The 24,584-nt window shown below is 51.2% G+C and carries 23 protein-coding genes; 10 read left to right on the forward strand and 13 right to left on the reverse strand.

Translation table 11 applies throughout. The annotated features are described in order from the left end of the window. Positions 1–61: 61 nt before the first annotated feature. Complete coding sequence (locus INP79_RS11150; RefSeq protein ID WP_194754326.1) at positions 62–763, reverse strand: OmpW family protein; 702 nt, start codon at positions 761–763, stop codon at positions 62–64. Positions 764–936: 173 nt separating this feature from the next. Further along, positions 937–1,251, reverse strand: coding sequence for a hypothetical protein (locus tag INP79_RS11155; protein ID WP_194754327.1), 315 nt, complete (start codon positions 1,249–1,251; stop codon positions 937–939). Between the two features lie 509 nt (positions 1,252–1,760). Between INP79_RS11155 and INP79_RS15595 the strand changes: the two genes are divergently transcribed. After that, positions 1,761–4,760, forward strand: a complete 3,000-nt coding sequence (locus INP79_RS15595; RefSeq protein ID WP_194754564.1) for a PAS domain S-box protein — start codon at positions 1,761–1,763, stop codon at positions 4,758–4,760. Positions 4,761–4,841: 81 nt separating this feature from the next. Here the strand turns inward: INP79_RS15595 and pqqA are convergent, their stop codons facing one another. The 9 genes from pqqA to INP79_RS11205 all read right to left on the reverse strand — a co-directional run bounded on the left by pqqA (position 4,842) and on the right by INP79_RS11205 (position 14,580). Continuing rightward, the gene (pqqA, locus tag INP79_RS15600; protein WP_081624291.1) at positions 4,842–4,913 is read right to left on the reverse strand and encodes a pyrroloquinoline quinone precursor peptide PqqA; all 72 of its coding nucleotides are present in this window, start codon (positions 4,911–4,913) and stop codon (positions 4,842–4,844) included. A 144-nt stretch (positions 4,914–5,057) separates the two neighbouring features. Then, positions 5,058–6,320: a DUF3526 domain-containing protein gene (locus INP79_RS11170; RefSeq protein WP_194754328.1), complete on the reverse strand. Its 1,263-nt coding sequence runs from the start codon at positions 6,318–6,320 to the stop codon at positions 5,058–5,060. Further along, positions 6,317–7,723, reverse strand: a complete 1,407-nt coding sequence (locus tag INP79_RS11175) for a DUF3526 domain-containing protein (RefSeq protein WP_194754329.1) — start codon at positions 7,721–7,723, stop codon at positions 6,317–6,319. Before INP79_RS11175 ends, INP79_RS11170 begins: the two co-directional genes overlap by 4 nt. Further along, positions 7,720–8,430 carry an ABC transporter ATP-binding protein gene (locus INP79_RS11180; RefSeq protein WP_194754330.1) on the reverse strand — a complete coding sequence of 237 codons (711 nt, stop codon included), beginning with the start codon at positions 8,428–8,430 and terminating at the stop codon, positions 7,720–7,722. The genes INP79_RS11175 and INP79_RS11180 overlap by 4 nt, the downstream gene beginning before the upstream one ends. Further along, positions 8,427–10,520 (reverse strand): TonB-dependent receptor, encoded by a 2,094-nt coding sequence (locus INP79_RS11185; RefSeq protein ID WP_194754331.1) that lies wholly within the window; start codon positions 10,518–10,520, stop codon positions 8,427–8,429. Before INP79_RS11185 ends, INP79_RS11180 begins: the two co-directional genes overlap by 4 nt. Positions 10,521–10,758: 238 nt before the next feature. Then, a complete protein-coding gene (gene zigA, locus INP79_RS11190) occupies positions 10,759–11,982 on the reverse strand; it encodes a zinc metallochaperone GTPase ZigA (protein WP_194754332.1) in 1,224 nt (407 codons plus the stop codon). Positions 11,983–11,992: 10 nt separating this feature from the next. Beyond that, complete coding sequence (dksA, locus tag INP79_RS11195) at positions 11,993–12,397, reverse strand: RNA polymerase-binding protein DksA (RefSeq protein WP_194754333.1); 405 nt, start codon at positions 12,395–12,397, stop codon at positions 11,993–11,995. Between the two features lie 120 nt (positions 12,398–12,517). Continuing rightward, the gene (locus INP79_RS11200) at positions 12,518–12,982 is read right to left on the reverse strand and encodes a Fur family transcriptional regulator (protein WP_228519888.1); all 465 of its coding nucleotides are present in this window, start codon (positions 12,980–12,982) and stop codon (positions 12,518–12,520) included. 8 nt (positions 12,983–12,990) lie between these two features. Next, a complete protein-coding gene (locus tag INP79_RS11205) occupies positions 12,991–14,580 on the reverse strand; it encodes a YdiU family protein (RefSeq protein WP_194754335.1) in 1,590 nt (529 codons plus the stop codon). 119 nt (positions 14,581–14,699) lie between these two features. Between INP79_RS11205 and INP79_RS11210 the strand changes: the two genes are divergently transcribed. From INP79_RS11210 to INP79_RS11230, 5 genes are read left to right on the forward strand one after another with little or no spacing between them, the layout of a single operon-like run. Beyond that, complete coding sequence (locus INP79_RS11210) at positions 14,700–16,616, forward strand: ribonuclease catalytic domain-containing protein (RefSeq protein WP_194754336.1); 1,917 nt, start codon at positions 14,700–14,702, stop codon at positions 16,614–16,616. Further along, positions 16,616–17,407 carry a polyamine aminopropyltransferase gene (locus tag INP79_RS11215; RefSeq protein WP_194754337.1) on the forward strand — a complete coding sequence of 264 codons (792 nt, stop codon included), beginning with the start codon at positions 16,616–16,618 and terminating at the stop codon, positions 17,405–17,407. The genes INP79_RS11210 and INP79_RS11215 overlap by 1 nt, the downstream gene beginning before the upstream one ends. Before the next feature lie 4 nt (positions 17,408–17,411). Next, positions 17,412–18,602, forward strand: coding sequence for a class I SAM-dependent RNA methyltransferase (locus INP79_RS11220; RefSeq protein WP_194754338.1), 1,191 nt, complete (start codon positions 17,412–17,414; stop codon positions 18,600–18,602). A 26-nt stretch (positions 18,603–18,628) separates the two neighbouring features. Continuing rightward, positions 18,629–18,982 carry a nucleotide pyrophosphohydrolase gene (locus INP79_RS11225; RefSeq protein WP_194754339.1) on the forward strand — a complete coding sequence of 118 codons (354 nt, stop codon included), beginning with the start codon at positions 18,629–18,631 and terminating at the stop codon, positions 18,980–18,982. A gap of 53 nt (positions 18,983–19,035) precedes the next feature. Beyond that, a complete protein-coding gene (locus INP79_RS11230) occupies positions 19,036–19,527 on the forward strand; it encodes an aminoacyl-tRNA deacylase (RefSeq protein ID WP_194754565.1) in 492 nt (163 codons plus the stop codon). A 14-nt stretch (positions 19,528–19,541) separates the two neighbouring features. Here INP79_RS11230 and INP79_RS11235 read toward each other — a convergent pair whose 3' ends face one another. Then, positions 19,542–20,291 (reverse strand): nucleotide-binding protein, encoded by a 750-nt coding sequence (locus tag INP79_RS11235; protein WP_194754340.1) that lies wholly within the window; start codon positions 20,289–20,291, stop codon positions 19,542–19,544. 159 nt (positions 20,292–20,450) lie between these two features. Beyond that, positions 20,451–20,897 carry a hypothetical protein gene (locus INP79_RS11240; RefSeq protein ID WP_228519890.1) on the reverse strand — a complete coding sequence of 149 codons (447 nt, stop codon included), beginning with the start codon at positions 20,895–20,897 and terminating at the stop codon, positions 20,451–20,453. Positions 20,898–21,099: 202 nt separating this feature from the next. Between INP79_RS11240 and pabC the strand changes: the two genes are divergently transcribed. Genes pabC through holB form a run of 4 tightly spaced genes read left to right on the forward strand, consistent with a single transcriptional unit; the run spans position 21,100 to position 24,561 of the window. Beyond that, complete coding sequence (gene pabC, locus INP79_RS11245) at positions 21,100–21,939, forward strand: aminodeoxychorismate lyase (RefSeq protein WP_194754342.1); 840 nt, start codon at positions 21,100–21,102, stop codon at positions 21,937–21,939. Then, positions 21,926–22,933 (forward strand): endolytic transglycosylase MltG, encoded by a 1,008-nt coding sequence (gene mltG, locus INP79_RS11250; RefSeq protein ID WP_194754343.1) that lies wholly within the window; start codon positions 21,926–21,928, stop codon positions 22,931–22,933. Before pabC ends, mltG begins: the two co-directional genes overlap by 14 nt. A 30-nt stretch (positions 22,934–22,963) precedes the next feature. Continuing rightward, positions 22,964–23,569, forward strand: coding sequence for a dTMP kinase (tmk, locus tag INP79_RS11255; protein WP_194754344.1), 606 nt, complete (start codon positions 22,964–22,966; stop codon positions 23,567–23,569). Next, entirely contained in the window at positions 23,566–24,561 is a 996-nt protein-coding gene (gene holB, locus INP79_RS11260; RefSeq protein WP_194754345.1) for a DNA polymerase III subunit delta', read from the forward strand. The genes tmk and holB overlap by 4 nt, the downstream gene beginning before the upstream one ends. Positions 24,562–24,584 lie beyond the last annotated feature (23 nt).

The following is a 24,584-nucleotide window of genomic DNA, read 5'->3' on the forward strand; positions in this document are numbered from 1 at the left end:
TGGCGTCAGAGGTGAATGGAGCGCATTAATGCCCCAGGGAAGAGACTTTAAAATATCCAGTTTAGAAGCGTTTGCCGACCCCTAAGCTGATTACCCAAGGGTTAATGTCCAGAGAGTCGATTTTTGCCCAGCGGTTGCCAGTGGTTGCACTCTTCATTTCAACGTCGGTATCCATCCAGACGTATTTCACATCCGCGTTCAATAACCAGCCATCTTTCAGGTTGATATCTACACCCGCTTGCAGGGCAGGTCCAAAGCTGCTGCGGTCAATTTTGATTTTCTCGCCTGCAGTCGCACCAGAAGTAAAACGCAGGTTACGGTCCAGCATAAACGTTGCATTCAAGCCTGCGCCTACATACGGGTCTATGGTCTGGTCTGGATTAAAGTGCCATTGCACGGTGAGTGTCGGTGGCAATGCATCAATACTACCCAAATGCTGGTTACCAACCACACCCGCGCTGTCACCGCTGATTTTGACATCATGTTTGCTACCCAGCGCCAGAATCAGCTCGGTTGCAATATTTTTAGTCCAGTAGTAACTAATATCCAATTCAGGGATGGTGTTGCTGTCGACTTTCAGGTCAGCACTAGGCGTCATCACATTGGCGCCTACCGCTTTGTTCACCGTACTGCCCAGGCGGCTGCTTTCATTGGGGCTGACATTGGTTGCACGCAGGCGTACAACCCAGTCACCTTGTTCGGCATAGGCGTTGGTGGCAGGCAACAAGGCGGCCAACATAAAACTGATTGCGGTTTTTTTCATTGTGATCACTCCATTAGGTGCATTGAATTTAGGGTCATTGTAGGTTTGCTCACCAAACCTGGTATTGACCCAAATCAACTCAGCACGGCTTTGTGCTGCGCATGTACACCTAAGGGGTGATGGGGATGCGGATAGCGCTGCGTGGCTATCCGCGAGGGAGTGCTCTGCTAAAACTAATAGTCGTTGCGCTGTTTCCAGGCGTCATCCAGCACTTTGGATTTTTGCTCAAAAATAGACTTTTGGGTTTCCAGGTCTTTTTCTGTCTGCACTTTGTCGGCTTGATATTGCTGTAACTTCGCTTGTTCCTGTGCAACCAGGGCTTCCTGGGATTTAATTTTTTGCTCAAGGTCACTGAGCTTGCTCATGGCATCTCCCACCGCATCCCGTGCTTTAGCCGCTTCGGCTTGCTCATTACTGATATTGCGGGCAAACACTGGCTGGCTCAGTGTGGCGATCAAGAGTAGAACAGAAAGGGCTTGTAAACGCATGCGAGACTCCATAAAAACGACATAACAACATTTCGGCACGATTATAAAGCCAAAATGCCTTCGGGCTTGATATTCGCTAGTTACTTGATATTGGCTGGTCACGATTAATTGCCGATGATGCGTGGTTAGTAAGCTGTCATGGCATTAGGTTCCTGCATCCATCAATATCAGCCACACGGCTTGAGTGTCAATTTGGTCGATGATTCAGCAGATTTATTGATCTACCTCAATATGTAATTTATTAATTAAGTTATTGTATTTAAAAATAAAAGTAATGTTTTTTGTAAGACAAATTCTGACATGTCTAACAGAAAAAATGGATATCAGCCAGCGTGATTTTGTGTCAAACGTGACGGCTATCCAGCTGGGAGAAGCAGAGGTTCAAGCAGTCTTTTAATTGCAAGCCATGCACATGTAAAACCATGGGCATGAGTGCAATGAGAGGCGGATTGACTCTCCATTATTAAATTAAATTGTCTCAATGACTCAGGGATAGAAAGCGATAGATGATGAAATTAAATTTGCCAGTCACTGCCACAGAAGTCCAGTTTGATGATGCCCAGTTTATGTTGACGAGAACAGATCTCAAGGGCGTGATTACCTATGCCAACAAGGATTTTATTCAAGTCAGCGGCTTTAGCGAAGCTGAGCTGGTTGGCAGCAGTCACAATATTGTACGCCACCCGGATATGCCCGCTGCCGCCTTTGCCGATATGTGGCGCAGCTTGAAAGCCGGTAAGCCATGGACAGGGCTGGTGAAAAACCGCACCAAGCATGGCGACTTTTATTGGGTGGTGGCGAATGCGACGCCGGTGACAGAAAACAACCAGGTGGTGGGCTACTTATCGGCGCGCCGAAAACCAACGCGCGCGCAAATTGAAGAGGCTTCTGCCGCCTATGCACTATTTAATGCCGGCAATGCCAAGGGCCTGGCGATTGTCGATGGAAAAGTGGTCAGCGTGTCCTGGGTGAATAAACTAAAAAATAGGCTGGGTGCGATTACCGTCAAGCAACGCTTGGTCGGCCTGGCGGCCACGGCTTTTGCATTGCTGGCGGCGCAAACCGGACTGGATGTGGCCAATCACGCACAATCGCTAGTCATGTCTTTTGCCGGGTTGGGCCTGGCCTTACCCGTGTTGCTCGCTTTGGCGATGATCATTGCACGCTCTGTTACCCAGCCACTGGCGCAAACGCTGAATGCGGTGAAAGAAATCACGACTGGCAACTACAGCACTTATATTGACGCACGCGGTAGCAATGAGCTCAGCGAGGTGCTGCAAGCGTTGAAGAAAATGCAGACCTTGCTGAGTGTGAACGAAAACGCGCTAAAAGAATCTGCGATAGAAACCCGCGAGCAAGCCGCATTGTTTGAAAATCAACTGGCGGCGATTAACCGTTCTACCGGTTCGATGGCGTTTGACCTGGAAGGCAATATCCTTGCCGTCAATGATATTTTCTTGTCTGTGCTGGGCTACACACGTGATGCGCTGGTCGGCATGCCGCATAGCCAACTGGTTGAGCCCGCATTTGTCAGCAGTGGCGATCACCAGGCGTTTTGGCAAAGGTTAACGCGCGGTGAGTCAATTGCTGGTGAGTGCTTGCGCATAGGCCAGCAGGGTCAGGAAATCTGGCTGGATGCAACCTACAACCCGATTTTAGATGCCGATGGCAAGCCCTATAAAGTGGTGCAGTATGCCACCGATATCACGGCGCAAAAACTCCGCAATGCCGATTTTGAAGGCCAAATTACAGCCATAGGTAAATCACAAGGCGTGATTGAGCTGGGACTGGATGGCACCGTGCTCAAGGTCAATCAAACTTACCTGCAGATGCTGGGGTATGCCGAGCATGAGCTGGTCGGGCAACATGTGAGCAAGGTGCTGGAACCTGCTTTTGCCGGTAGCGAGGCGTATGCGTCTTTGTGGAGCAAGCTTGTGCATGGCGGCTCTGATATGGGGCAATATAAACGCATTGCAAAAAATGGCGCAGAAGTCTGGATACAGGCCTCTTATAACCCGATTTATGATTTAAAAGGCAAGCCCTACAAGATTGTGAATTACACCATGGACATCACCGCATCCAAGTTGATTGCGGCGGACAATGCCGGTCAAATCTCTGGTATTCATAGAACACAAGGAGTGATTGCGTTTGAGCTTGATGGCACTATCACCTCGGCAAACGACTTGTTTTTGCAATTATCCGGCTACACCGAACAGGAAATTTTAGGTAAAAATCACAGCATGTTTGTGGAGTCTGCTTATCGCTCTAGCCATGATTACAAGGCGTTTTGGGAGGCTTTACGACGTGGTGAGGCGCAAGTTGGGCAAGTGAAGCGCATCCGCAAGGGCGGTGCTGTGATGTGGATGCAGGCCATTTATAACCCGATTCTGGACATGAATGGCAAACCCTTTAAAGTCGTGAAATATGCAACAGACATTACCGAACAGCATGAAAGTGCCCAGGCATTGGCCCGCGCAGTGCAAGAAACTAAAGCGATTATTGAGAGCGCCAAGGCTGGCGATTTAAGTCGCCGCGTATCGCTCGAGGGCAAAACAGGCGATATTGCTGCTTTGTGTGAAGGTGTGAATGCAATCATCGACAAGATGAGCGAAGTGATCTTACAAGTACGTGAAGCGACGGTGATGATTAATACGGCTGCGGATGAAATTTCCGTTGGCAACAATGACCTTTCCAGCCGCACCGAGCAACAGGCGTCAAGCCTGGAGGAAACGGCTGCCAGCATGGAAGAGTTGGCCGCGACGGTTAAACAGAATGCCGACAATGCCAAACAAGCCAGTCAGCTGGCAACTGCAGCTTCAGAAGTCGCAGTGAGAGGCGGTGGTGTGGTTGGTGAGGTTGTGACAACCATGAGCGCGATGAATGAAAGTGCGAAAAGGATTGAGGATATCACTTCGGTCATTGATGGTATCGCTTTCCAGACCAATATCCTGGCCCTGAACGCGGCCGTTGAAGCGGCCCGTGCTGGCGAGCAGGGTCGTGGCTTCTCGGTAGTGGCTGCCGAAGTCCGTCATTTGGCCCAACGCTCTGCCGAGGCAGCCAAGGAGATTAAAGTGCTGATTGATGACTCTGTCGCCCAAACTGCAAAAGGCAGCCAATTGGTGGAGGAGGCCGGAAAGACGATTCAAGAGGTAGTTGTTTCTGTGCAGCAGGTCACGGATATTATGAGTGAAATTGCTGCTGCTTCTGTTGAGCAAAGCACTGGTATTAACCAAGTGAATCAGGCCGTCATGACGATGGATGAGGTCACGCAGCAAAACGCTGCCTTGGTTGAAGAGGCTGCAGCGGCATCAGAGTCGCTGGTTGATCAGGCTGAAGGCCTGGTCCGTGCCGTAAGTGCCTTTCGGCTAGGGCATGAAAGCGGTGCTGACAAACGTTCCACCGTGAGCCATATCCATGCGCGCGCCAGTAAAGCACCTGTCAGTGTGAATGTGCAGCGCTCAGGAAAATTACGTACAGGCACGGATGATGGTGAGTGGGCACAGTTTTAGAGGGGGCCTTGTTGTTAGGCGATAAAAAACCGCCGGAATTCGGCGGTTTTTTATTCAATCTATCTGAATAGATAAGACTGATTATTTGTTCATGACGTACATTGTCACTTCAAAGCCAAAACGCATTTCAGTCGCAGCTGGTTTAGTCCACATGATAGTCTCCTTTGGTTGTTTGGTAGTACATCGTGCTTGATGTACTTGTATGACTGTCACTATACGCCAGTGTTTCAAAACCACCCTGAAGCGAATCCGTAAAAGTAGCTCATGATTTTACGTAGTTTGGATGCTCTTTTTCAGCTATTTATTCGCATTTTCAAACACAGGCATGTTGCCAAAGGATTCGGTCGTAAACTGTTTTTCTTTAAACAGGTAAGGGTAGGCATCATGCCGCAGCTGGGTGTGGAAGGCGGTGATGCGTTGTCTATGTGCCAGCAAGTCCGAGACATTGCTGTACGCGATGTTTTCCAGGCTGCGCTGTACCCATACTGCCGGTAAAAAATAGCTTAGCATGCTGCTTGACTGGTCGCGTTGCATCAGTGCCTGTTCGCGTGCCGCGACTTGTGGCGCTAGCTTCACATCGGCCATATGTTGAAATGCGTAATACCATTTCCAGTGAAAGCGGCCGGTGATTGGCGTGGTGTCTTGCCATTGCGGATACAGTGCATAAAACGGAGTCAGTGTGTCGGTTTTGGGTAAGTCCCAGGCGCCATGCACGGCCTGCCGGTGTTGCAAAGCAATCTGGCTGCCATCTTGTACCGGGTAGCGGTGGTGTAACCACAGCTGCGCCAGGTTAGGTAACACGATACAGGACAATAACCAGAGGCTGGTTAAAGCGAGTGCGTTCAAATTGGCATTCAGTGCGCGCGTCCGCAGGCTGAATGCTGCACATAGCCATGTCCACAACAGGGTATATAACAGCGTGATTACCAGCACCTGCAGCAGCGGGGGCAGCGAAAGGCCGTGTATGGCCGTAAATCCAATGACTGGTAGCGAGAACGTCAATGCAATCAACAGCCAGCGGGATACTACGCGTTGACACCAGAAAAGGGCTGGCTGAGCGGTCAGGCTTTGTAAAAACAGCAGCCGTTGCGCCTGGTGCTCACTGGCTTTGAGGTCATGCAGTAGTGCGATGCACAGCAGCGGCGCAAAAAACACTAACCAGAACGCATAATCGAATCCGCCCAGCATGACGTATTCAGGGTGGTGCGATTCGCCATCATAAAGCTGCCCCTGCAAGCCCAGCAGGCGTATGCGTTGCACATAAGGCGTCACCAGCCGATTGCCCAGTGCGATAAAACTCCATTCATCGGGGCTATGGTAAATATTGTGAAACACGTAATAGCCCACTTCACCTACATCCAGTGAATCATGCTGACTGTGCTGCTTAAGGTAATCCTGTTTGCGTATTATTTCTTCCTGCTTGGCGTGACTGATTTGTGTCTGGATATGGCTGATATTCTGCCAGCCATTAAACAGGCTAAAGCCTGTGAGTAACAGGTTTAGCAGCAGAAAAATCAGTATGCTGCGTTGCTTGAGTAATAAAATGAGTTCTTGTTTCATGTGCGTTTTGCAACCTTTATCAGCAGTACGCCCGGGATCAATATCCAGCCCAGTAAGACCAGCAGAGCTGCTTCAATACTGTCGCGGCTCACTAAAACTGGTGCCAGGATGATGGCAGGGCGCGGCGCTTTTTTCCAGAAGTCGGCAGACACGCGTGTATTGTGATCATCGTGCTGGTCGACTTTCAGGGTATGGATTTGATTCAGGTACTGAATCAATTGGTAGCGGCGGTTTTCCGACTGTCTGATAAACGCCTGGTGGTGTGCAAGGTCATTGCCACTGCTGGCCATTTGTACGTATTGCAATGCGAGGGCCGGTGTCAGCCATAACCAATGCCGGATGCTGGCATTTTGCCTGTTTAGCTGCGCATCATGCAGGGCTTGCTGTTCGCGATAAACAGCCGTGGTTAAGCGTTCGCCTTCCTGCATCAGCAAACCATGATAGTTAACTGGCAAATCTTCAACACTTGTGACCTGGTATTTTTTAAGGATACCTGCTTTAAACGCTGCAAAATGCGGATCGTCGGGGTTATGGCTGTCACCTAAAGCCTTCAGTTTGATTTCTGCGTGATGCTCAGCTTCGGTGCGTGGCTGTGTCGGGTAGGTCATCTGCGCCAGGTTGGCTAATCCGCGCGGGAAAATCATACAGACACATACCCAGCACAGCATCAGCATCAGCAAGGCGCCATGCAGTTGCCGACTGAACCATGAAACCGCAAGCACCAGCAGACACCAGCCCGCAATGTACATGGCCTGCGCCAATAGCATCAGTGATAAGCGTAACAAAACCTGGTCACTACCCCAGCTCCAGGCCAGTGTGAGTGAGGCTTGCAGGCAAAGCAGCGTGAAAAGTGGCAGAAATAGTGCCAGCCACTTTCCCGTTGCAATCGCCCAGGCAGGTATACCATTGCCGCGCATAAAAGCCAGAATGCCGGTCATTTTTTCCGCGGTGATGGTGGCGTAAGCAATCATGATCAAAAACAGCGGCATCCACCATTGCACAATCATGGCCGGTGTCATCAGCGGGAACCGGCCCAGGCTGGTCGCCTCAGTGGCCGGATTGAAATTGGCACTGTTCAACCTGTGCGCTTCCAGGTAAACCAGGTGCCCCGATTGATCGAGGATGCCAGGTTCAATGACGCTGAGTGGATGCAACGGCTTAGGCACAAAATCACCGAAATGGGAGACTCGATGCGGATGGCGGTCCGGTTGTGATTGCCAGTCTTGCTGGCTGCTTTGGGTGACTTCAGCCAGCGTATTGGCGTGGTCTTGCCAGTGGTGATGGGCAGCGAGGGCAGCGATTGCCCACAGCACGAGTAATACCAGCATCAGCAGGGCAGGGATACGCGCATGCCACAAGCGGCGCCATTCGTTGCTGGCAATTTTCCAGACAAGTGAAATCATGCCTGCCCCTGGTACAGTCGCTTGAGGCTCTCCAGCGTCAGCGATGACTGGTCTATGGTCACTGGCTGTAATTGTCCATTTGCCAGCATCAGCAGGCGATCTGAAAATGCCATCGCCGATAACACGTCATGTGTCACCACCAGTATGCCCATGCCGCGTGCTTTGCACTGCACAATCAACTGGTTCAACTCTTCGGTCGCCTGCGGATCCAGTCCTGAGTTTGGTTCATCCAGCAGTAGGAGTTTTGCCTGTTTTGCCAGTGCAAATGCCAGCATTACTTTTTGTTTCATGCCTTTGGAGTACTCACTGCAAGGCCGTTGCCAGGCATGCTCAGGCAACCCTGCCATGGTTAAACAGCTCGTGATATCCGCTGGCTGGCTGATCGCGCCCAGGCTCAGGAAATAACGGATATTTTCAATCGCAGACAGGTGGCCGTAGACCGCTGGTTGCTCAGGCACGTAAGCCAATTGCGACAGCGCCTGGTGGCGTGACTGCTCAAGGTTTACGCCTGCAATCTGAATCGTGCCGGTTTGATGCGCCGCAGTGTGCAAGCCGAGGATGCTTTTGAGCAGGGTAGATTTCCCTGCACCGTTGCTGCCCAAGACCGAGACGACTTCCCCCGCAGGTAAACTGAAATCAAGCTGTTTCAATATTTCACGCCCGGCAAAACGCAGGCTGAGTTGTTGGATGGATAATAATGCGGTCATTTGAAATCCACTGTTGCGGTGAGCATGAAGTTGCGACCAGCGCCGGGAGCAAAGTTGACGCCTGCGGGGTTGCCATTGGAGTTGAAGTCGTACACATACTCATAATATTTGTCGAAAATATTGTTGGCCAGCAAACTGACTCGTCCCCAATGGGTTTTGTAATCAATATTCGCGCTGGTCAGTGTGTAGGCGCCGTATTTGCCACCCAAGTTGCTTTCATTGATGTAATAAGCCCCTTGTCTGTCGATATGAATACGCGCAATCCAGTCGGAGTCAGGGGTGAATTGCAGACCCAGTGAAGCCGTGTGGTCAGGAATGCCGCGTATGCTATGCCTTTTAAACTCTGGGTTTTGCGGATTGGGCTCTTCAATTTTGGCATACACCTTAGAAACATTGCCCCAGAAGCTGAAGTAGTCATTCAATCTGTAATCAAAACTGGCATCCAGGCCTTGCCGGAGTGTCTCGCCTAAAGGGCGGCGAACATTATCAATATTGATGAACTCATGCTTGGCTTTCTGCTGCCAGTAGGAAATTCGTGTATTGAGCGCACTGTTCCAGCCACTTTTAAGGCCAATTTCCCAGCCATCATTCACAGCGACATCTATTGGGATTCTTGCGCCACTATTAGCATCGAACTGATTCAAGTTGATCCCCGTCGGCGTTTGGAAGCTGCGACCTGCATTGCCAAACAGGGTGTGCTGTGCGTTCAGATTGGCAAACGCATTGAATTTGGGTTGCACAATCGTCGGTGAGTCGTACAAGTCTGTATTGATTTGCCTGGCCGGAATCAGGTTTGTGCCAATGATGATAGGCGCATTCGCTGTTGCATCCAGCCGATCCGCGCGCAGGGCAAAGTTCCAGCGTAGCCATTCAAGCGGTGTATTTTCCAATTTGGCATAGATGCCTTGTGCGGTAAAGTCGTAATCCGCTTTGATACGAATGACATTGACACCTACCGCATTTATCCTTTGATTAAACTGGCTGACTTCCTGATGCTCAATATCATAGCCGGTCTCAACAGCCCATTGCGGATTGATTTTCCAGTTTAGTTTTGCAATCAGCCCTGTTGATGTTTGATCATCCAGCCTATGTTCGACATTCGGCGAACCCACAAAACGCACATCCCGTTCACGGTCAAAATTCTGCCAGTAAGTCTTCAGGCTCACATCCAGGTCATTATTGAAAAAGTAGTCATAATGCAGGCTCAGGTGTTTGAATTCCTTTTCCCCCCTGTCATTGAGTGCATTAGGCGCGACGCCGGTTGGATTGGCGCGGGCCTGTGCTTTGGGCATGTAGCCAGGGGCCTCTGGCGAGTTATATTTGCCGTATTTAGCACTCAGCGCCAGCGTAGATTGGTCAAAGTCCAATTGCCAGCGGCCGGATAACGCAATTTTTTCATTTTCGGTATGGTCGCGGAAGCCGTTGCCCTTGCGGTAGCCAATTGCATAGTTCTGGGTGAAATTGTCTTGCTTGTCACCAAAATAGCCCTGCATTTCACGGGTATTAAAGCTGCCATAACCGAATTGCAACTGCTTGCCAGCATCTTTCCGTGTTTCCACTTTGTAATTCCCGGCAGTCGCAAACAAACCTGTGCTGGCATCACTGGTGCCCTTAAAGACCTGAATGCTCTGAATGTTGGTCGGGAACAGATAATCCAGTTCACTCAAGCCGGAAAACAGGTTGGAAGGAATACCATCAACCAGCAATTTGGCATTGGGTGTCTCGCCGTCACCACTAAAGCCGCGAATGGAAATTTCTGTATTCACAATGCCCTGGCTGTAGCGTGACAGTACGACGCCAGGCGTTTTGTTAAAAAGTTCCAGCGTGTCGGTCACATGTTCGTATTCAAGTTCTTGCCTGGTAATGACATCTACCGAACCAGCCAGGCCTTTATCCACGGATGAGATTTGCGCCTGATTGCCGATGACGACTACGCTATCTAGCTCTACAGGGGTTTCATTATCCGTGAGTGTTTTTCGTTGTTTGCTAGCTTCATTTTCTTTCTCTTGTTCCCTGGCTTCTTCAGCGTAGCCAGGTGTCATAGGCAGCAATATCAGCGCCATTAAACTGGCAATGGTTTTTTTATGCATGATGCGTTTCTTCCCTGTGAGTATGCATGTATCCAGCCGGTGTGAACTGGATGTGTTTTTTACCGTTTAGATTATTTCATTTAGGTTGAGTATATCTGGCTTGTTTTGAAAAGCGTCCGCTTCACCTCGATAAAAAACACCCGATAGACAATGTGTCACTTTTGCTTTACCCCACCTCTCGTACATGATCGTTTGGCGATATACGACCAGGCGCTTTGATGTCTAGCCTGATTCAATTTCAAACGGTTGCTTCAATCTGCTCGTCTTGTATATTGGGTGCCCATGCCGGAAAGGGATCCGGCAATTGCCGCCACTGCTGTATGCCAAGCGCAATCTCTGCCTCGGTCAACAGGCAGGCATCAAATTGCCTGGTGAGCGCCGCTTTATCCATCCCCATGCCGATAACCACCAGTTCTTGCTGACGGTCACCATAAGGGGCCTGCATACGCGAGTGGATGTGTTGCAGGCTTTCTTCATCTTGTGGCCAGTATTCTTGCGGTGTTGCGCTCCACCACATGCCCGCCAGTTCGGTGCGGGTGACTGCGCCTGCTTGCGACCAGGTGGCGCAGAACTCTGGCCGTGAGGCGATCCAGTAACGGCCTTTGGAGCGGACGACACCGGGCCATTCTTTGTTGAACCATTGCCACAAACGTTGTGGGTGAAACGGTTTACGTGCCCGGTAAACAAAGCTGGAGATGCCGTATTCTTCACTTTCTGGCACATGCTCGCCACGTAGCTCTTGCAGCCAGCCTGGCGCTTCGGCCGCCTGATCAAAATCAAATAGTCCGGTATTGATGATGCGATTTAGCGGCACTTTGCCAAAGCTGCTATGGATAATCTGCGCGCGTGGATTGAGCGTTTTGAGGATGCCTTCCAGCCTGGAGACTTCTTCCAGGGTTAACAGGTCAGTTTTATTCAGCACTAACACGTCGCAAAACTCGATTTGTTCAACCAGCAGGTCAACCACCGTGCGTTCATCTTCTTCGCCCAGCGAGAGGCCGCGGTCGCCCAGCATATCTTGCGAGCCATAGTCTTTGAGAAAATTATAACCATCTACTACGGTGACCATGGTGTCCAATTGGGCAACATCTGCCAGCGAAACGCCGTCTTCGTCTGCAAAGGTAAAGGTTTCTGCAATGGGCAAGGGTTCGGAAATGCCGGTGGTTTCAATCAACAGGTAGTCAAAGCGGTTTTCTTTGGCCAGCCGTGTGATTTCAATCAGCAAGTCCTCGCGCAAGGTGCAGCAAATGCAGCCATTGCTCATCTCAACCAGTTTTTCTTCTTGACGCGACAAGGCTGCACCACCGTCACGCACCAGTTGTGCATCGATATTCACCTCGGACATATCGTTGACAATCACTGCGACACGCTTGCCTTCGCGGTTATTGAGGATATGGTTGAGTAGGGTGGTTTTACCCGCGCCTAAAAAGCCGGAAAGTACCGTGACTGGCAGTTTTTTCATAGGTCATCCTTTAGTGGTTAAATTGCCGTTCGCGGCGCTCATGCCGCTCTTGTGCTTCCAGGCACAACTTGGTGGTTGGCCTGGCTAATAGCCTGGCGAGACCGATTGGCTCCCCGGTGTCTTCGCAATAGCCATAACTGCCATCCTGGATGCGGCGCAAGGCTGATTGAATGGTTTTTAAATGCTTGCGCTCGCGGTCTCGTGTGCGCAGTTCCAAGCTGTGTGTTTCCTCTTGCGTGGCGCGATCGGCCGGGTCTGGTGTTTCTTGCTGATCTGAGAGATGTTCACTGGTCTGGCGCATATTGTCTTGCAAGGCTTGAAGCTGTGCCTCCAGTAACTGCCGAAAGAAGGCCAGTTGTGCTTCGTTCATATAAGCGTCTGCTGACATCGCTAATAATTGTGCGTGAGTAACCATTTAAGCAACTTTGTTGCAATGCAATAAAGTTGCATTTTAGTGGGTGTTGGTATTATTTGCAACTAAGTTGCAAAATTGTTGGGTAGTAATCGAGTAGTAAAAGAAAGTCGCGCGCCTATTTTAGGCCGACGCTTGTTGGCATTGTGGGCAGAGGCCCTTGAGGTTGATTTCGATGTGGGATATTTGGTAGGTGTCGAAAATGGCTTGCGGAATATGCGCAGCCAATTCATGAATGCAAAGGACTGTGCCACAGCGCTGGCATTGCAAATGAGCATGACCGTGATTGTTTAACAAACCGCTGCTTGTGCTGGCGTCTGTGGCTTTGTAACTGCGCTTAGGGGCATTCAGTTGAAATTTCCAGGCGCGGTCATCGGTGGATATTTTATGGATCAGGGCATGTTCCTGCAACCAGTCCAGCACCCGGTATACCGTCACCCGGTCAATTTCTTTGATGCCTTGCAACGCAGCCAGTATCTCAGTGTGACTCAGCGCATTGTGCGAGTTGAGCAGGGAGCTCAATACGGCCAAGCGCGCTTTGGTCGGGCGCAGGCCAGCATCAGTGATCAATTGTTCGGCAGTTTGCATGGCCAAAATTATGAACTACACGATAGCATCGAGCAACCGGCCTTTTGCCGCGCCCAGTCCGGGCGCTTTTGCGCAAAGGCGGCCATGCCAGCCTGCTCGGTATAGGGTTGGCGTAACACGTCCAATAACGTCAGCAAACGGCTGTTGTCACCTTGGGTCGCCAGGTCAATCGCTTCTTGCGCCAGGTAGTTACGCAGCACATAAATCGGGTTGGCCGCCGCCATGGTTTGCAAGCGCTGCTCAGGGGTTAATGCTGATTGTTGTAAACGTAGGCTGTAGTTTTGCAGCCAGGCCTGGATATCTGCGCCAAACTGTTGTTGTCCTTGTTCGGTGTAAAACGCGTCGGTCAGCGTTGCTAGTTGCGGATGTGCAATATCCAGTTTTGCTAATTGGGTGAAGAACAGTGTCTGGTCAACTTCAGCGCGTTGCATTAACTCAAAAATATGGTTAATCAGCTCTCCATCGCCATCTTGCCAGTGGTCGAATCCAAACTTGTCAGCCAGGCTGGAGGTCAGGGCGCGTATATAGGTCTGGTCATAAGTGGTCAAGCCATCCGCCAGGCCTTGCGTTTCCGGTAGCAGGGTGCCCAACGCTTCGGCCAGTCGCTCCAGGTTCCAGCGCGCGATATCCGGTTGGCGGCCAAAACAGTAGCGGCGGCCTTGCGCATCAGTCGTATTTGGCGTCCAGCCGGGGTCAAAGTTATCCACCCAGCCATATGGGCCATAATCAATGGTCAGGCCGAGAATGGACATATTGTCGGTATTCATCACACCATGCACAAAACCCACGCGCATCCAGTGCGCGATCATAATGGCTGTGCGCGAACACACTTCTTCAAACCATGCCTCAATCAGCTCGGCAGAAGGATCGTTAATGTCCAACGCCAGACCGGTGGTCGGCCACCAATCGGCAAAGTCACGGTCCAGCGTCAATCCGATCAGGCGTTTTAATAACGGTAATTCGTTGCGGCTGGCGAGGATTTCAAAATGACCAAAGCGCGTAAATGAAGGGGCGACGCGGCAGACAATCGCGCCAGGTTCCAGTTGTGGATTGCCGTTGTAAAACATATCCCGTACCACCTGGTTACCGGTAGTGACCAGGCTTAATGCGCGCGTGGTCGGCACGCCCAGGTGATGCATGGCTTCTGAGCATAAAAACTCGCGCAGGCTGGAGCGCAGCACTGCGCGGCCATCTGCCGAACGGGAGTAAGGGGTTTCGCCAGCGCCTTTGAGTTGCAGCTCAAAGCGTTTGCCGGCGTGGATGAGCTCACCCAGGTAAATGGCACGGCCATCGCCGAGTTGCCCGGCCCAGTGCCCAAACTGGTGCCCGCCGTAACGGGTGGCATAAGTGAACATGCCATCCAGGATGCCATTGCCACCCAGCGTCTGTATCAGATCGCGGTCCTGCATGTCCGCGGCTGAAAACCCCAAGAGTTCGGCGACTTCAGGGCTATAGGCCAGTAGTTGCGGGTTGTTGACCGGGGTCGGTTGTACGGGCGACCACAAACAGTCGCTGACTTGCCTGGTGTAATTTTCTGAGATCGGGTCGCCGGGAAGTTCGCGGGTAAAACGGTTGTCAAAGGTCAGGGGCTTCATCATGCTATTTTAGTCATTATCCTTGGCTAAAGTTCAGTGCTTGCCAAAAAACTGCGGTCTTCTCGGGTAAAATAGCGTTTTAATACGCTCAAGTGTGATTTCCACACGTTTAATTTCCCCACATGAATGTTTTTTACGAAGAAGACGGTGGCTTTAAAGTCGCTTCCATCATGTCTGAGGCCGATAGCAGCTTGCAAGTTGAAGCCAGCACTGGCAAACGCAGCAAAATTAAAGCGGCCAATGTATTGATGCGCTTTGACGGTAGCTTGTCCGGCTTTCTCGAAGCAGCACAGGCTGAGTCTGATACCCTGGATACCGACTTCTTGTGGGAGTGCTGTGGTGAGCCGGAGTTCGCTTTTGAGGATCTGGCACAAGAGTATTACGGCGGCAAACCGAGCCGTCAGCAGGCAGCTGCGATTGCGCTCAAACTGCACGCGGCGCCTATGTATTTTTACCGCAAGGGCAAAGGCCGCTATAAAGCCGCGCCGGAAGATACCCTGAAAGCCGCCCTGGCTGGCCTGGAAAAAAAACGCCAGCAAGCCGAGTTAATGGCGCAAATGGTGGCGCAACTCAAGGTGCAGTCTTTGCCAGAGAGCTTTGCTGCCAGGCTGGATGCATTGTTATATGCGCCTGATAAGAATAGCCTGGAGTGGAAGGCACTCGAGCAGGCTGCAGCCGAACTGAAACAATTGCCCGTGCAAGTGTTGCACGCAGCAGGCGCGATTCCTTCCGTGCATGATTATCACCTGAGGGCATTTTTGCGTGAGTATTTTGCCCACGGCACGGCGTTTCCCGCGTTTTCATTGGCGGATATGCCTGACGCATTGCCATTGTCAGCCGTACAGGCATTTAGTATTGATGACAGCACCACTACCGAAATTGATGATGCCTTATCCGTGACGGCCCTGGCCAATGGTAATACGCAGGTTGGTATTCATATTGCCGCACCGGCGTTGGGTGTGGCGCCACACGAGGCACTGGATAATGAGGTGATGAAGCGTTTGTCTACGGTGTATATGCCGGGGCATAAAATCACCATGTTGCCGGAAGTCGCGATCCGGCCATTTAGCCTGGATGCGGGTGAAACCAAGCCTGCCTTGTCGCTCTATCTGGAAGTGGCGCCTGATTTCAGCATCGTGCACCAGCATAGCTGCCTGGAGCGTGTGCAGATTGCCGAAAATTTGCGTCACGATACGCTAGAACCTTATTTCAATGAAACCACCTTGGCGCAAGATAGCGGACATCCGCTGTGGTCGTCACTGGTGTTTTTGTTTCATTTTGCCGAAAGCCTGGAAAAGGCCCGCGGCAAATATGACCCGACCCGGCCACAGCCGGTGGACTACAATTTTTATGTGACCGATGGCATCGTTGATATTGTGAATCGCCAGCGCGGTTCGCCAATGGATAAACTGGTGGCCGAGCTCATGATTGCTGCCAATAGCCAGTGGGGCTTGTTACTGGCCGAGCACGATGTGCCGGGGATCTACCGGGCGCAAAATGGCGGCAAGGTCTATATGACTACCAAAGCCGAAGGCCACCAGGGGCTGGGCGTTGCGCAATACGCCTGGTGTACCTCACCGTTGCGTCGGGCAGTCGACTTGATTAACCAGCGCCAGTTGATCAGCGTGTTGACGTTACAGCCACCGGTTTACGCGGCCAATGGTGATGAAATCGTCGGCCATATGCGCAACTTTGACCAGACTTATAATGCCTATAACGAGTTCCAGACCCGCATGGAGCGTTACTGGTGCCTGCAATACCTGATTCAGGAAAACATCACTGAGATAGAGGCCACGGTGTGGCGCGAAAACCTGGTGCGCCTGGAGCGCTTGCCTTATATGACCAAGGTACACAGTTTGCCTGCGACCAAGGCTGGCAGTAAAGTACGGCTGGCGATACAGAAAGTGGATACTTTACTCATGGAGCTTGAATGCAAGTTCCTGGGCGTGATTGAAGAGGTAAGCGCTGTTGGCGACGAAGAGACGCTGGCAGTTGCCGCGACCGAGGATGCCCAGCCTGACGTGACAGAGAGTGCATAATGTTTAAATTTAACCGTAAAATCCACAAAGCAGTGTCTGACTTTGAAATGGTGGAAGTCACCGAGACCGACGGTGTGCGTTCCATGCATCTGGGCTCGCCGACCATACAAAGCAGCATGAAGGTCAAAGACCCTTATGCACTGGTGCTAGCTTATTCATGGGGCGTATTGAGCAGCCTGTTATTCAAACCTGATAGCCGTCGATTAACACTGGTCGGTCTGGGTGGTGGCTCGATTGCCAAATACGTGTGGAAATACTGCCCGCAAATCCAGCAAACCGTCATTGAGCTCAATCCGCAGGTGATTCAGGTGGCGCGTAGTCATTTCTTCGTGCCGGATGATGACGAGCGTTTGCAGATTATTGAGGGCGATGGCATTGCTCATATCCAGCAGCATCCTGGCGCTTGTGATTGGCTGATGATGGATGCCTTTGGCAGCAATGGCTTGCCACCAGATTTTTGTACCCAGTCATTCTTTGATGACTGTGCAGACGCGCTAACGCCAGACGGCTTGTTTACCATTAACCTGTGGGGATCAGATAAAAAATTTGATATCTATATGCAGCGCATGGAACAAACCTTTGAGCAGCGCGTATTAATGATGCCGACGGGTAAACCTGGCAATATCATCGTATTTGGTTTTAAATCTGCGTTGGCCATGCCAGACCTGGCTACCTTGCGCAAACGCGCGCAAGAGGCCATGCAAACCCACAATATCAATTTTCTCGACCTGATAGACCGCCTGCAAGGCGCTAATCCTAACAACGGTAAGGAGTTCACCCTCGGTGGCTAATTTCATGAATCAATATTTCGCAACCTGCCCGCGCGGCCTGGAAGCTATCCTCGTCGACGAGCTCAAGCAGGGCGGGGCGCGTGACATTAAAGCCACCGAAGGCGGCGCCAGTTTTAGCGGTGAGCTGTCTGTGTGTTATCACGCCAACCTGCATTCACGCGTAGCGACGCGCATCCTAATGCAGGTCGGTCGCGGTAAATATCTTAAAGAGGATGACATTTACCAGGGCGCACTCAAAATCAACTGGCCAAACTGGTTTGATGTCAAACACAGCATGATGGTGAAAGTCACCGCCGTGCGCAGCCCTTTGAAAAGCCTGGAATTTATTACCCTGCGGGTCAAAGATGCGATCTGCGACCGCTTCCGCCAAAGTGTGGGTAGCCGTCCGAATATCGACACACGCGAGCCAGGCGTGCGTGTGCATGTTTACCTGACTGCTGACAGTTACCAATTATATGTAGATACCTCTGGCAATCCCTTATATCAGCGCGGCAACCGCAAAAACAGCATTGAAGCGCCACTGCGTGAAAACCTGGCGGCGGGTATTTTAAAACTCACTGGATGGCAACCTGGCCAGGCACTGCTGGACCCGATGTGTGGCAGCGGGACCTTCTTGCTGGAGGCTGTCATGATTGCGCTGAATATTGCGCCAGGCCTGAACCGCAATTTTGGTTTTGAAAAGCTCAAAAACTTTGAATCTGATACCTTCAAAAAAGTGCGTAATGCCGCGGCCAAAGCGGTGAAACCAGTGAGCTTCCAGAGTATTTACGGTTCAGACATGGATTTACGCGCCGTGCGCGTGACCAAGCAAAACCTGGAAATGGCGGGCTGGCTGGATGCAGTGCAATTGTCGCACTGGGAATTTACCAAGGTTGTACCGCCCGCAGAGAGCGGTGTGCTGGTTGCCAATCCTCCTTATGGTGTGCGCATCGGTGAGGACGACACGCTGGCTGAGTTGTACCCGGAAATGGCGGCGACGCTCAAGCAGAAGTTCTCCGGCTGGAATACTTACTTCCTCACCAATGATTTGCGTATGCCTAAACTCATGCGCTTAAGCCCAAGCAAGAAAACGCTGCTGTATAACGGACCCTTAGAGTGTCGTTTGTTTGAAATTAAAATGGTGGCAGGTAGCAATCGGCGTGAAAAACCCGAGGCACCGGCTGCTGACCATGCACAGGCAGATGATAGTCAGTAGTTCAGTCATTACGTTTAAGGATAGCCATGACAGATTCGATTGATGCATTGCGGGCGCGCGTGAATGCCTTTGTAGAGGAGCGGGACTGGGCACAGTTTCACTCTCCCAAGAACCTCTCCATGGCCATGATTGTAGAAGCCGCTGAAGTGGTTGAACATTTTCAATGGATGACAGAGTCCGACAGTCGCCAACTAGACGCTGAGACCAAAGACAAAGTCGGGCAGGAGTTGGCGGATACCTTTGTTTACCTGATGCGGATTGCTGAAGTGTGCGGTATTGATTTAATCGCCGCTGCCAATGCCAAGATTACGCTGAATGCGCAGAAGTATCCAGCCGATAAGTGCAAAGGTAGCAATGCAAAATACACTGAATATCAATAAATTATATTGATTAATTAAAGTTAATGATTAATTGAAGGGGTGTGTTTGTGACGATGCATATAAGCTCGCCGGTGACGGATTTGCTAGTCCAGCAGCAGATTCAATTTCAAGTGATTGAGATTCCTCTCAGTGAGGATAAGAAACCGATTCGCCAGTTAGAAGAATTACTGTCTGCGCAAGACTTGGATCCGCAATCTGTGGTGCGCAGTGTGGTGTTCAAAGGTGAAAGTAGTGGTTTCTGCCTGCTGGCAGTGGCCGGTGGCGGCCGTGCCGACTGGGCATTATTACGTGCCCAGCTCGGTGAGCGTAAATGCCGTATGGCGGAGTATGACGAAGTACCGGAAGCCACCGGCTATGTCGTCGGCGCGGTACCGCCGATTGCTTTGCCCGCAGGCCTCACGGTGTTAGTGGATGACAGTGTGGCCAGTTATGACACCGTGGTAATTGGCAGTGGTGTGCTCGGCTATGCCCTGGCACTGCGTTCCACAGATTTGCTGCAATGTCTCAGTGGCAAAACGCGCGGGCATTTTGTTAAAGCGGAATAGCCACACCACTCACACTAAAGTGTGCTGTCGTTTACGTCTGCAATCAGGCGTTCAAATTTGGCTTTATCACTGCCACGAATAATCCATTTCTTTAGGCCTTTGTTCCAGCTGGCCCCGGCTTCTTTAATCGCCTCTTTATGTTTATGCGTATTGCCGGTCAGTGCGTATGCTTTGCCGTGCGGCTCCAGCCCTAAGTGTTGGTCAGTGGCGGCGTGATCATGTGAGAGATCATGCTTAACTTCCTGACCAGAGCTTGAGGCCATGGTCGTTGCAGTCGCTGGCGGGGTGTTCACTGCGGCATCCTGAAATGATTTAAGCTCTATGAGTTTGGCGCGGATTTGCATGCAGACCGGATTGGTGGCTGCCAGCCAGTTTTTGTCATGGCGGTTGGCTTCATATTGGCCGGGCATAATGCCCATGAGGTCGGTGGGTAGCCGCAAGTCAGCAACATGGTCAGGGGTGATAAAGAAACAGCGTTCAACACCCAGGCGGCCGATAAACAGGCCTAATTCAAAAATCACATTGTCACGTACCACCGGGTTCTGCTGGCCACGCATAATGGTCAGGTCATCCGGGCTGAATACAAACACGCCAAAATCCGAGTTGCGTAGGGCATTGATTAAACTGTAAATCGTCGTGCCGGAAATTTGAAATACGCCATTGCTCCATACGGTACATTCGGCATCGCGGGTTAGATTGGCGTGTATTGCATTGGCGATGTCGAGACCTTCACGCGAAGAGCCTATAAAGATTTTTGGTTTCATCACAGCGTTCCTTCAATTGTTAGGATGTTATCATTTATTAACAATTGTATATGTGGCGTGCGTGGCTTGCCATAAAAATAATAAAGCCCGGCGAACCGGGCTTTATTGATGAAAACATGAATCGTTGATGATGCTGTTTAAAGACTCGTCTCTTAAGACTTAATTGCCAAGGATCGTGTTTAAAGAGTTATTTTTACTGCTCTCGACCATGACGGACGCTTTGCCTGGGCTTTCACTGATGGTGTTGACCCAGTCATCACTCATGCTTTCTAAGGCACTGCTAGATGATGCACCCATCAAGCCGGTCAAACCTGTGCTGTCATCATTTGTGTCATCGCCGTTGCCAAATATCAGCGATGCATTGCTTAACTGGTATTGACGTAATTGCTGCATTAAGCCTTTGGCCGTGTATGTTTCAGGTGCCGTGCCAGTGTTGCCTAGGGTGACCTGTGCGCTGGCTGACGCGTTAGGGCTGCTGTCATTGCTGGACTTTGTTTCTTTGGTGGTTGTACTGATGGCGTCGCCTGAGGTCGTTGCATTGGCTTCGGTATTGTAGGCTTTATTTAACAATGCCGAGACGTTGCTTTGAATGTTAGAAACTGACATGACCATGCCTCGTCAAAAAGAATAGGGATACATTACCGCTGATCTTGTTAACGGCATGAGTACAATAAACTTTAAAAAATCCCTTATTTCAGGGTTTAGGCCGTGACTCGTGGCTGGTTTTTCGTCAGATAGCGCGTCGTCCAGGGGCGATTTATGGTATGGTTTCAGCCTTGTTAGACATCACTCTTTTCTCTGGCACCACATGACTTCAGTCCGCTATTGCGTCAACGGTAAATTGGTCTCCGGCATTGCGCCAACCAATCGCGGCTTTGCTTATGGCGATGGCATTTTCCGCACCATGCGCCTGCTCGATGGTGAGTTGCAGGACTGGCCATTGCATTATCAAACGCTGGTTGCCGATTGCAGTAAAATTCAGATTGTGTGTCCTTCTGCCGAGTTGCTGATGCAGGAATTCAAGCACTTGATGGCCTCTGCTGACGACGAAGTGTTATCGCACGGCATTGTGAAAATCATGATTACACGAGGTGACGGTGCGCGTGGATATGCACCGCCTGCCATCTGCGAGCCGACAAGGGTGTTGATATACAGTGCATTGCCGGTATATGCCCCAGAAATCTATACCACAGGGGTCGCTTTATATACCTGCCAGACACGCTTGGCTTCGCAGCCCTTACTGGCGGGCATTAAACACATGAATCGCCTGGAAAATGTGCTGGCACGGGCAGAACTCAAAGATCCGCGCTTTTTCGATGGCGTGTTGCGTGATTACGATGACCAGGTGATTGAAGCTGTCAGCGGTAACCTGTTTATCAGCAAAGATGGTTTGGTGATGACGCCGGCACTGGATCATTGCGGTGTGGCGGGCGTGATGCGACAGAAAATCCTCGACTGGTATAAAACGCAGGGTCAGGCTGTGGTCTCGACAAATTTGTTTATGGAAAACTTGCTGGTCGCTGATGCGGTGGTGGTTGCCAATAGTGTTTATGGTGTATTGCAGGTGACGCAGATTGACGAGCAGGCAATCGCCACCAATGATTGGGCCAAAGAGTTAAGAGCGCATTTAAACTATGTTGTTCATTAAGCAGTGTGTGAAATACGGCATTGCCGCGCTGATACTGGGCGTTGTGGCATTGACGGTTTGGGTGGTGATTTTCATGATCAGGCCATTGCCGATGGCGTCAGAAACCATAGGCCTGCAGATTCCGGCCGGTGCTAGCGTGCGCGGCATTGCCGATCAACTGGTCGCCGCAGGCGTGCTGACTGAGCCGTATAGCTTTCTGTTGACGGTCAAACTGACGGGCAGTGGTGGTCAATTGCAGGCCGGTGATTATGCTTTGAATACACCATTGCAGGTGATGTCGCTCATCGACATCCTTAAACACGGCACGTTTGACCAATTTAAGCTGCAATTAATCGAAGGCAAGACCTTTGCCGACTTCAGGCAGAAGCTGGCACAAATGCCAGGCATTCGTCATGACACCCTGATGCTGTCGGACAGCGAATTGATGCAGCAAGTGAGTGGGCAAAGCATGCATCCTGAAGGCTGGTTTTTTCCGGATACTTATTTTCTTGATGCGCAGAGCAGTGATGCCGACTTGTACAAACGGGCTTACCAGAAAATGGCCCAGCATTTGTCAGCGGCCTGGGAGACGCGTGATGCTGGCTTGCCTTATCGCTCCATGTACGAGGCGCTGGTGATGGCCTCCATTGTTGAAAAAGAAACCGGGGTGGAAGAAGAGCGCCCGCAAATTGCTGGTGTGTTCATTAACCGCCTGCGTAAAGGCATGCGTTTGCAGACTGATCCTACCGTGATTTACGGCATGGGCACGCGTTACCAGGGCAATATCACCAAAAAAGACTTACTGACGGATACGCCTTACAACACGTATACGCGCAGTGGTTTACCGCCGACACCAATCGCCTTACCAGGGCTGGCATCTATCCAGGCGGCATTGCATCCGGCCAAAACCAACGCCCTTTATTTTGTGGCTAACGGCCAGGGCAGACATGTGTTTACCAGCTCGCTAGAGGCGCATAACCAGGCCGTGCGGGCTTACCAATTAAAGAAACACTAGCGCAATGATGTACATGGGGAAGGTTAAATAATGGCAGGCTTGTTTATTACGCTGGAAGGCATGGATGGTGCAGGCAAAAGCACGCATATTCCGACCATACTGCAAATGCTGGCCAGCCGTGGCCGCGAAGTGGTGTCTACACGTGAGCCTGGTGGCACGCTATTAGGCGAAGAGTTGCGCGAAATCCTGTTGCACAGAGAAATGCATGTGGAAACCGAGTCTTTGTTGATGTTTGCTGCGCGTGCCGAGCATCTGCAGCAAGTTATTCTGCCCGCATTGCAGCGCGATGCGATTGTGGTCTCAGACCGTTTCACTGATGCCTCTTATGCTTACCAGTGTGGCGCACGCGGCTTGCCTTTGCACAAGATGCAGCAATTGGAACAGTGGGTACAGGGTGATTTGCAGCCCGATGTCACCCTGTTGTTTGATGTGCCGGTTGAGGTGAGTTTGCAGCGCCTGGCCGGGGCACGGACGCCTGACAAGTTTGAAGCGCAAGGCGCTGAATTTTTTGCCAGGTTGCGCGCGCAATACCTGGCCAGGGCAGCTGAATTTCCGCAGCGGTTTCGCGTCATAGACTCACATCGCTCACTTGAAGAAGTAAAGAAGTCAGTTGAAGAAATCATTTCATCTTTATGATTAATAAGCTTTATCCCTGGCAAAATTCCTTGTTCTCGCATTGGATGCAAGCGGGGGAGACACGTCACCATGCGCTATTGCTGCATGGTAAAACCGGCATTGGTAAACTGGACTTTGCCCAGACCATGGCTGCCGCGTTGCTTTGCTTGCAGCCACAGCAGCAGGGGTTTGCCTGTGGGGAGTGCCAGTCTTGTCACTGGCTGGCGGAGGGCGCGCATCCAGATTTTAAGGAGATCACGCCAGAAGACGATGATGGTGCTGACACGGGCAAAAAGAAGACGCGCAAACGCCAGCAAATCCTTATCGACCAGATACGCGCCTTGCATGACTATCTGTCACTGACTTCCCACCGCGTCGATGGTATTCGTGTGGTGTTGATTCACCCACTGGAGGCGATGAATGTGGCTGCCTCCAATGCGTTACTAAAGCTCCTGGAAGAGCCGCCGCAGCGTACCCAGTTTTTACTGGTGTCGCACCAGCGCCAGGCCTTGTTGCCAACCATTTTAAGCCGTTGCATGCAGGTAGAAATGCCGGTACCCAGCCGCGAGCAGGGTTTGCAGTGGTTACAAACCCAGTCTGTGGCCAACCCGGAATGGGTCTGGCATTACAGCGGCGGTGCGCCAACCACCATACAGCAGGATGAGTTCGACTGGCATGCTTGGTACCAGCAATTCCGTCCGCACCTGGCAGGCGGGGCAAGCATAGACGTTGCCGCAGCGGTGCCAGTGCTGATCAAGCAGGGCATGGAGCAGGCGATACAGGTATTGCAAAAATGGTTGCTGGATGTCTGGTTATCCAGCCATCAGCAGCCATTGCGGTATCACCCGAGTGAGGCCGCCCCATTGCAGGCATTGGCGGGCGCGGTCAATATGTCGCGTTTACTGGCGTTTCAACAACAGCTAAATCGTTTTAGAATAACGGCACAGCATCCACTCAATCAGGAGTTACAGCTGGAGCAGTTATTATTGCAATATAAAAAAATGTTTGCTTAATGCCAGGTGGTTTGATGGCTAAT

The organism is Methylophilus sp. QUAN (assembly GCF_015354445.1).
Taxonomy (GTDB): Bacteria; Pseudomonadota; Gammaproteobacteria; order Burkholderiales; family Methylophilaceae; genus Methylophilus.

What these genes read in the sequence shown, in the direction of transcription:
- INP79_RS11150 (WP_194754326.1), bottom strand. Translation starts at nt 763, where the DNA reads ATGAAAAAAACCGCAATCAGTTTTATGTTGGCCGCCTTGTTGCCTGCC.
- INP79_RS11155 (WP_194754327.1), bottom strand. Translation starts at nt 1,251, where the DNA reads ATGCGTTTACAAGCCCTTTCTGTTCTACTCTTGATCGCCACACTGAGC.
- INP79_RS15595 (WP_194754564.1), top strand. Translation starts at nt 1,761, where the DNA reads ATGAAATTAAATTTGCCAGTCACTGCCACAGAAGTCCAGTTTGATGAT.
- INP79_RS11170 (WP_194754328.1), bottom strand. Translation starts at nt 6,320, where the DNA reads ATGAAACAAGAACTCATTTTATTACTCAAGCAACGCAGCATACTGATT.
- INP79_RS11175 (WP_194754329.1), bottom strand. Translation starts at nt 7,723, where the DNA reads ATGATTTCACTTGTCTGGAAAATTGCCAGCAACGAATGGCGCCGCTTG.
- INP79_RS11180 (WP_194754330.1), bottom strand. Translation starts at nt 8,430, where the DNA reads ATGACCGCATTATTATCCATCCAACAACTCAGCCTGCGTTTTGCCGGG.
- INP79_RS11185 (WP_194754331.1), bottom strand. Translation starts at nt 10,520, where the DNA reads ATGCATAAAAAAACCATTGCCAGTTTAATGGCGCTGATATTGCTGCCT.
- zigA (WP_194754332.1), bottom strand. Translation starts at nt 11,982, where the DNA reads ATGAAAAAACTGCCAGTCACGGTACTTTCCGGCTTTTTAGGCGCGGGT.
- dksA (WP_194754333.1), bottom strand. Translation starts at nt 12,397, where the DNA reads ATGGTTACTCACGCACAATTATTAGCGATGTCAGCAGACGCTTATATG.
- INP79_RS11200 (WP_228519888.1), bottom strand. Translation starts at nt 12,982, where the DNA reads ATGCAAACTGCCGAACAATTGATCACTGATGCTGGCCTGCGCCCGACC.
- INP79_RS11205 (WP_194754335.1), bottom strand. Translation starts at nt 14,580, where the DNA reads ATGATGAAGCCCCTGACCTTTGACAACCGTTTTACCCGCGAACTTCCC.
- INP79_RS11210 (WP_194754336.1), top strand. Translation starts at nt 14,700, where the DNA reads ATGAATGTTTTTTACGAAGAAGACGGTGGCTTTAAAGTCGCTTCCATC.
- INP79_RS11215 (WP_194754337.1), top strand. Translation starts at nt 16,616, where the DNA reads ATGTTTAAATTTAACCGTAAAATCCACAAAGCAGTGTCTGACTTTGAA.
- INP79_RS11220 (WP_194754338.1), top strand. Translation starts at nt 17,412, where the DNA reads ATGAATCAATATTTCGCAACCTGCCCGCGCGGCCTGGAAGCTATCCTC.
- INP79_RS11225 (WP_194754339.1), top strand. Translation starts at nt 18,629, where the DNA reads ATGACAGATTCGATTGATGCATTGCGGGCGCGCGTGAATGCCTTTGTA.
- INP79_RS11230 (WP_194754565.1), top strand. Translation starts at nt 19,036, where the DNA reads ATGCATATAAGCTCGCCGGTGACGGATTTGCTAGTCCAGCAGCAGATT.
- INP79_RS11235 (WP_194754340.1), bottom strand. Translation starts at nt 20,291, where the DNA reads ATGAAACCAAAAATCTTTATAGGCTCTTCGCGTGAAGGTCTCGACATC.
- INP79_RS11240 (WP_228519890.1), bottom strand. Translation starts at nt 20,897, where the DNA reads ATGTCAGTTTCTAACATTCAAAGCAACGTCTCGGCATTGTTAAATAAA.
- pabC (WP_194754342.1), top strand. Translation starts at nt 21,100, where the DNA reads ATGACTTCAGTCCGCTATTGCGTCAACGGTAAATTGGTCTCCGGCATT.
- mltG (WP_194754343.1), top strand. Translation starts at nt 21,926, where the DNA reads ATGTTGTTCATTAAGCAGTGTGTGAAATACGGCATTGCCGCGCTGATA.
- tmk (WP_194754344.1), top strand. Translation starts at nt 22,964, where the DNA reads ATGGCAGGCTTGTTTATTACGCTGGAAGGCATGGATGGTGCAGGCAAA.
- holB (WP_194754345.1), top strand. Translation starts at nt 23,566, where the DNA reads ATGATTAATAAGCTTTATCCCTGGCAAAATTCCTTGTTCTCGCATTGG.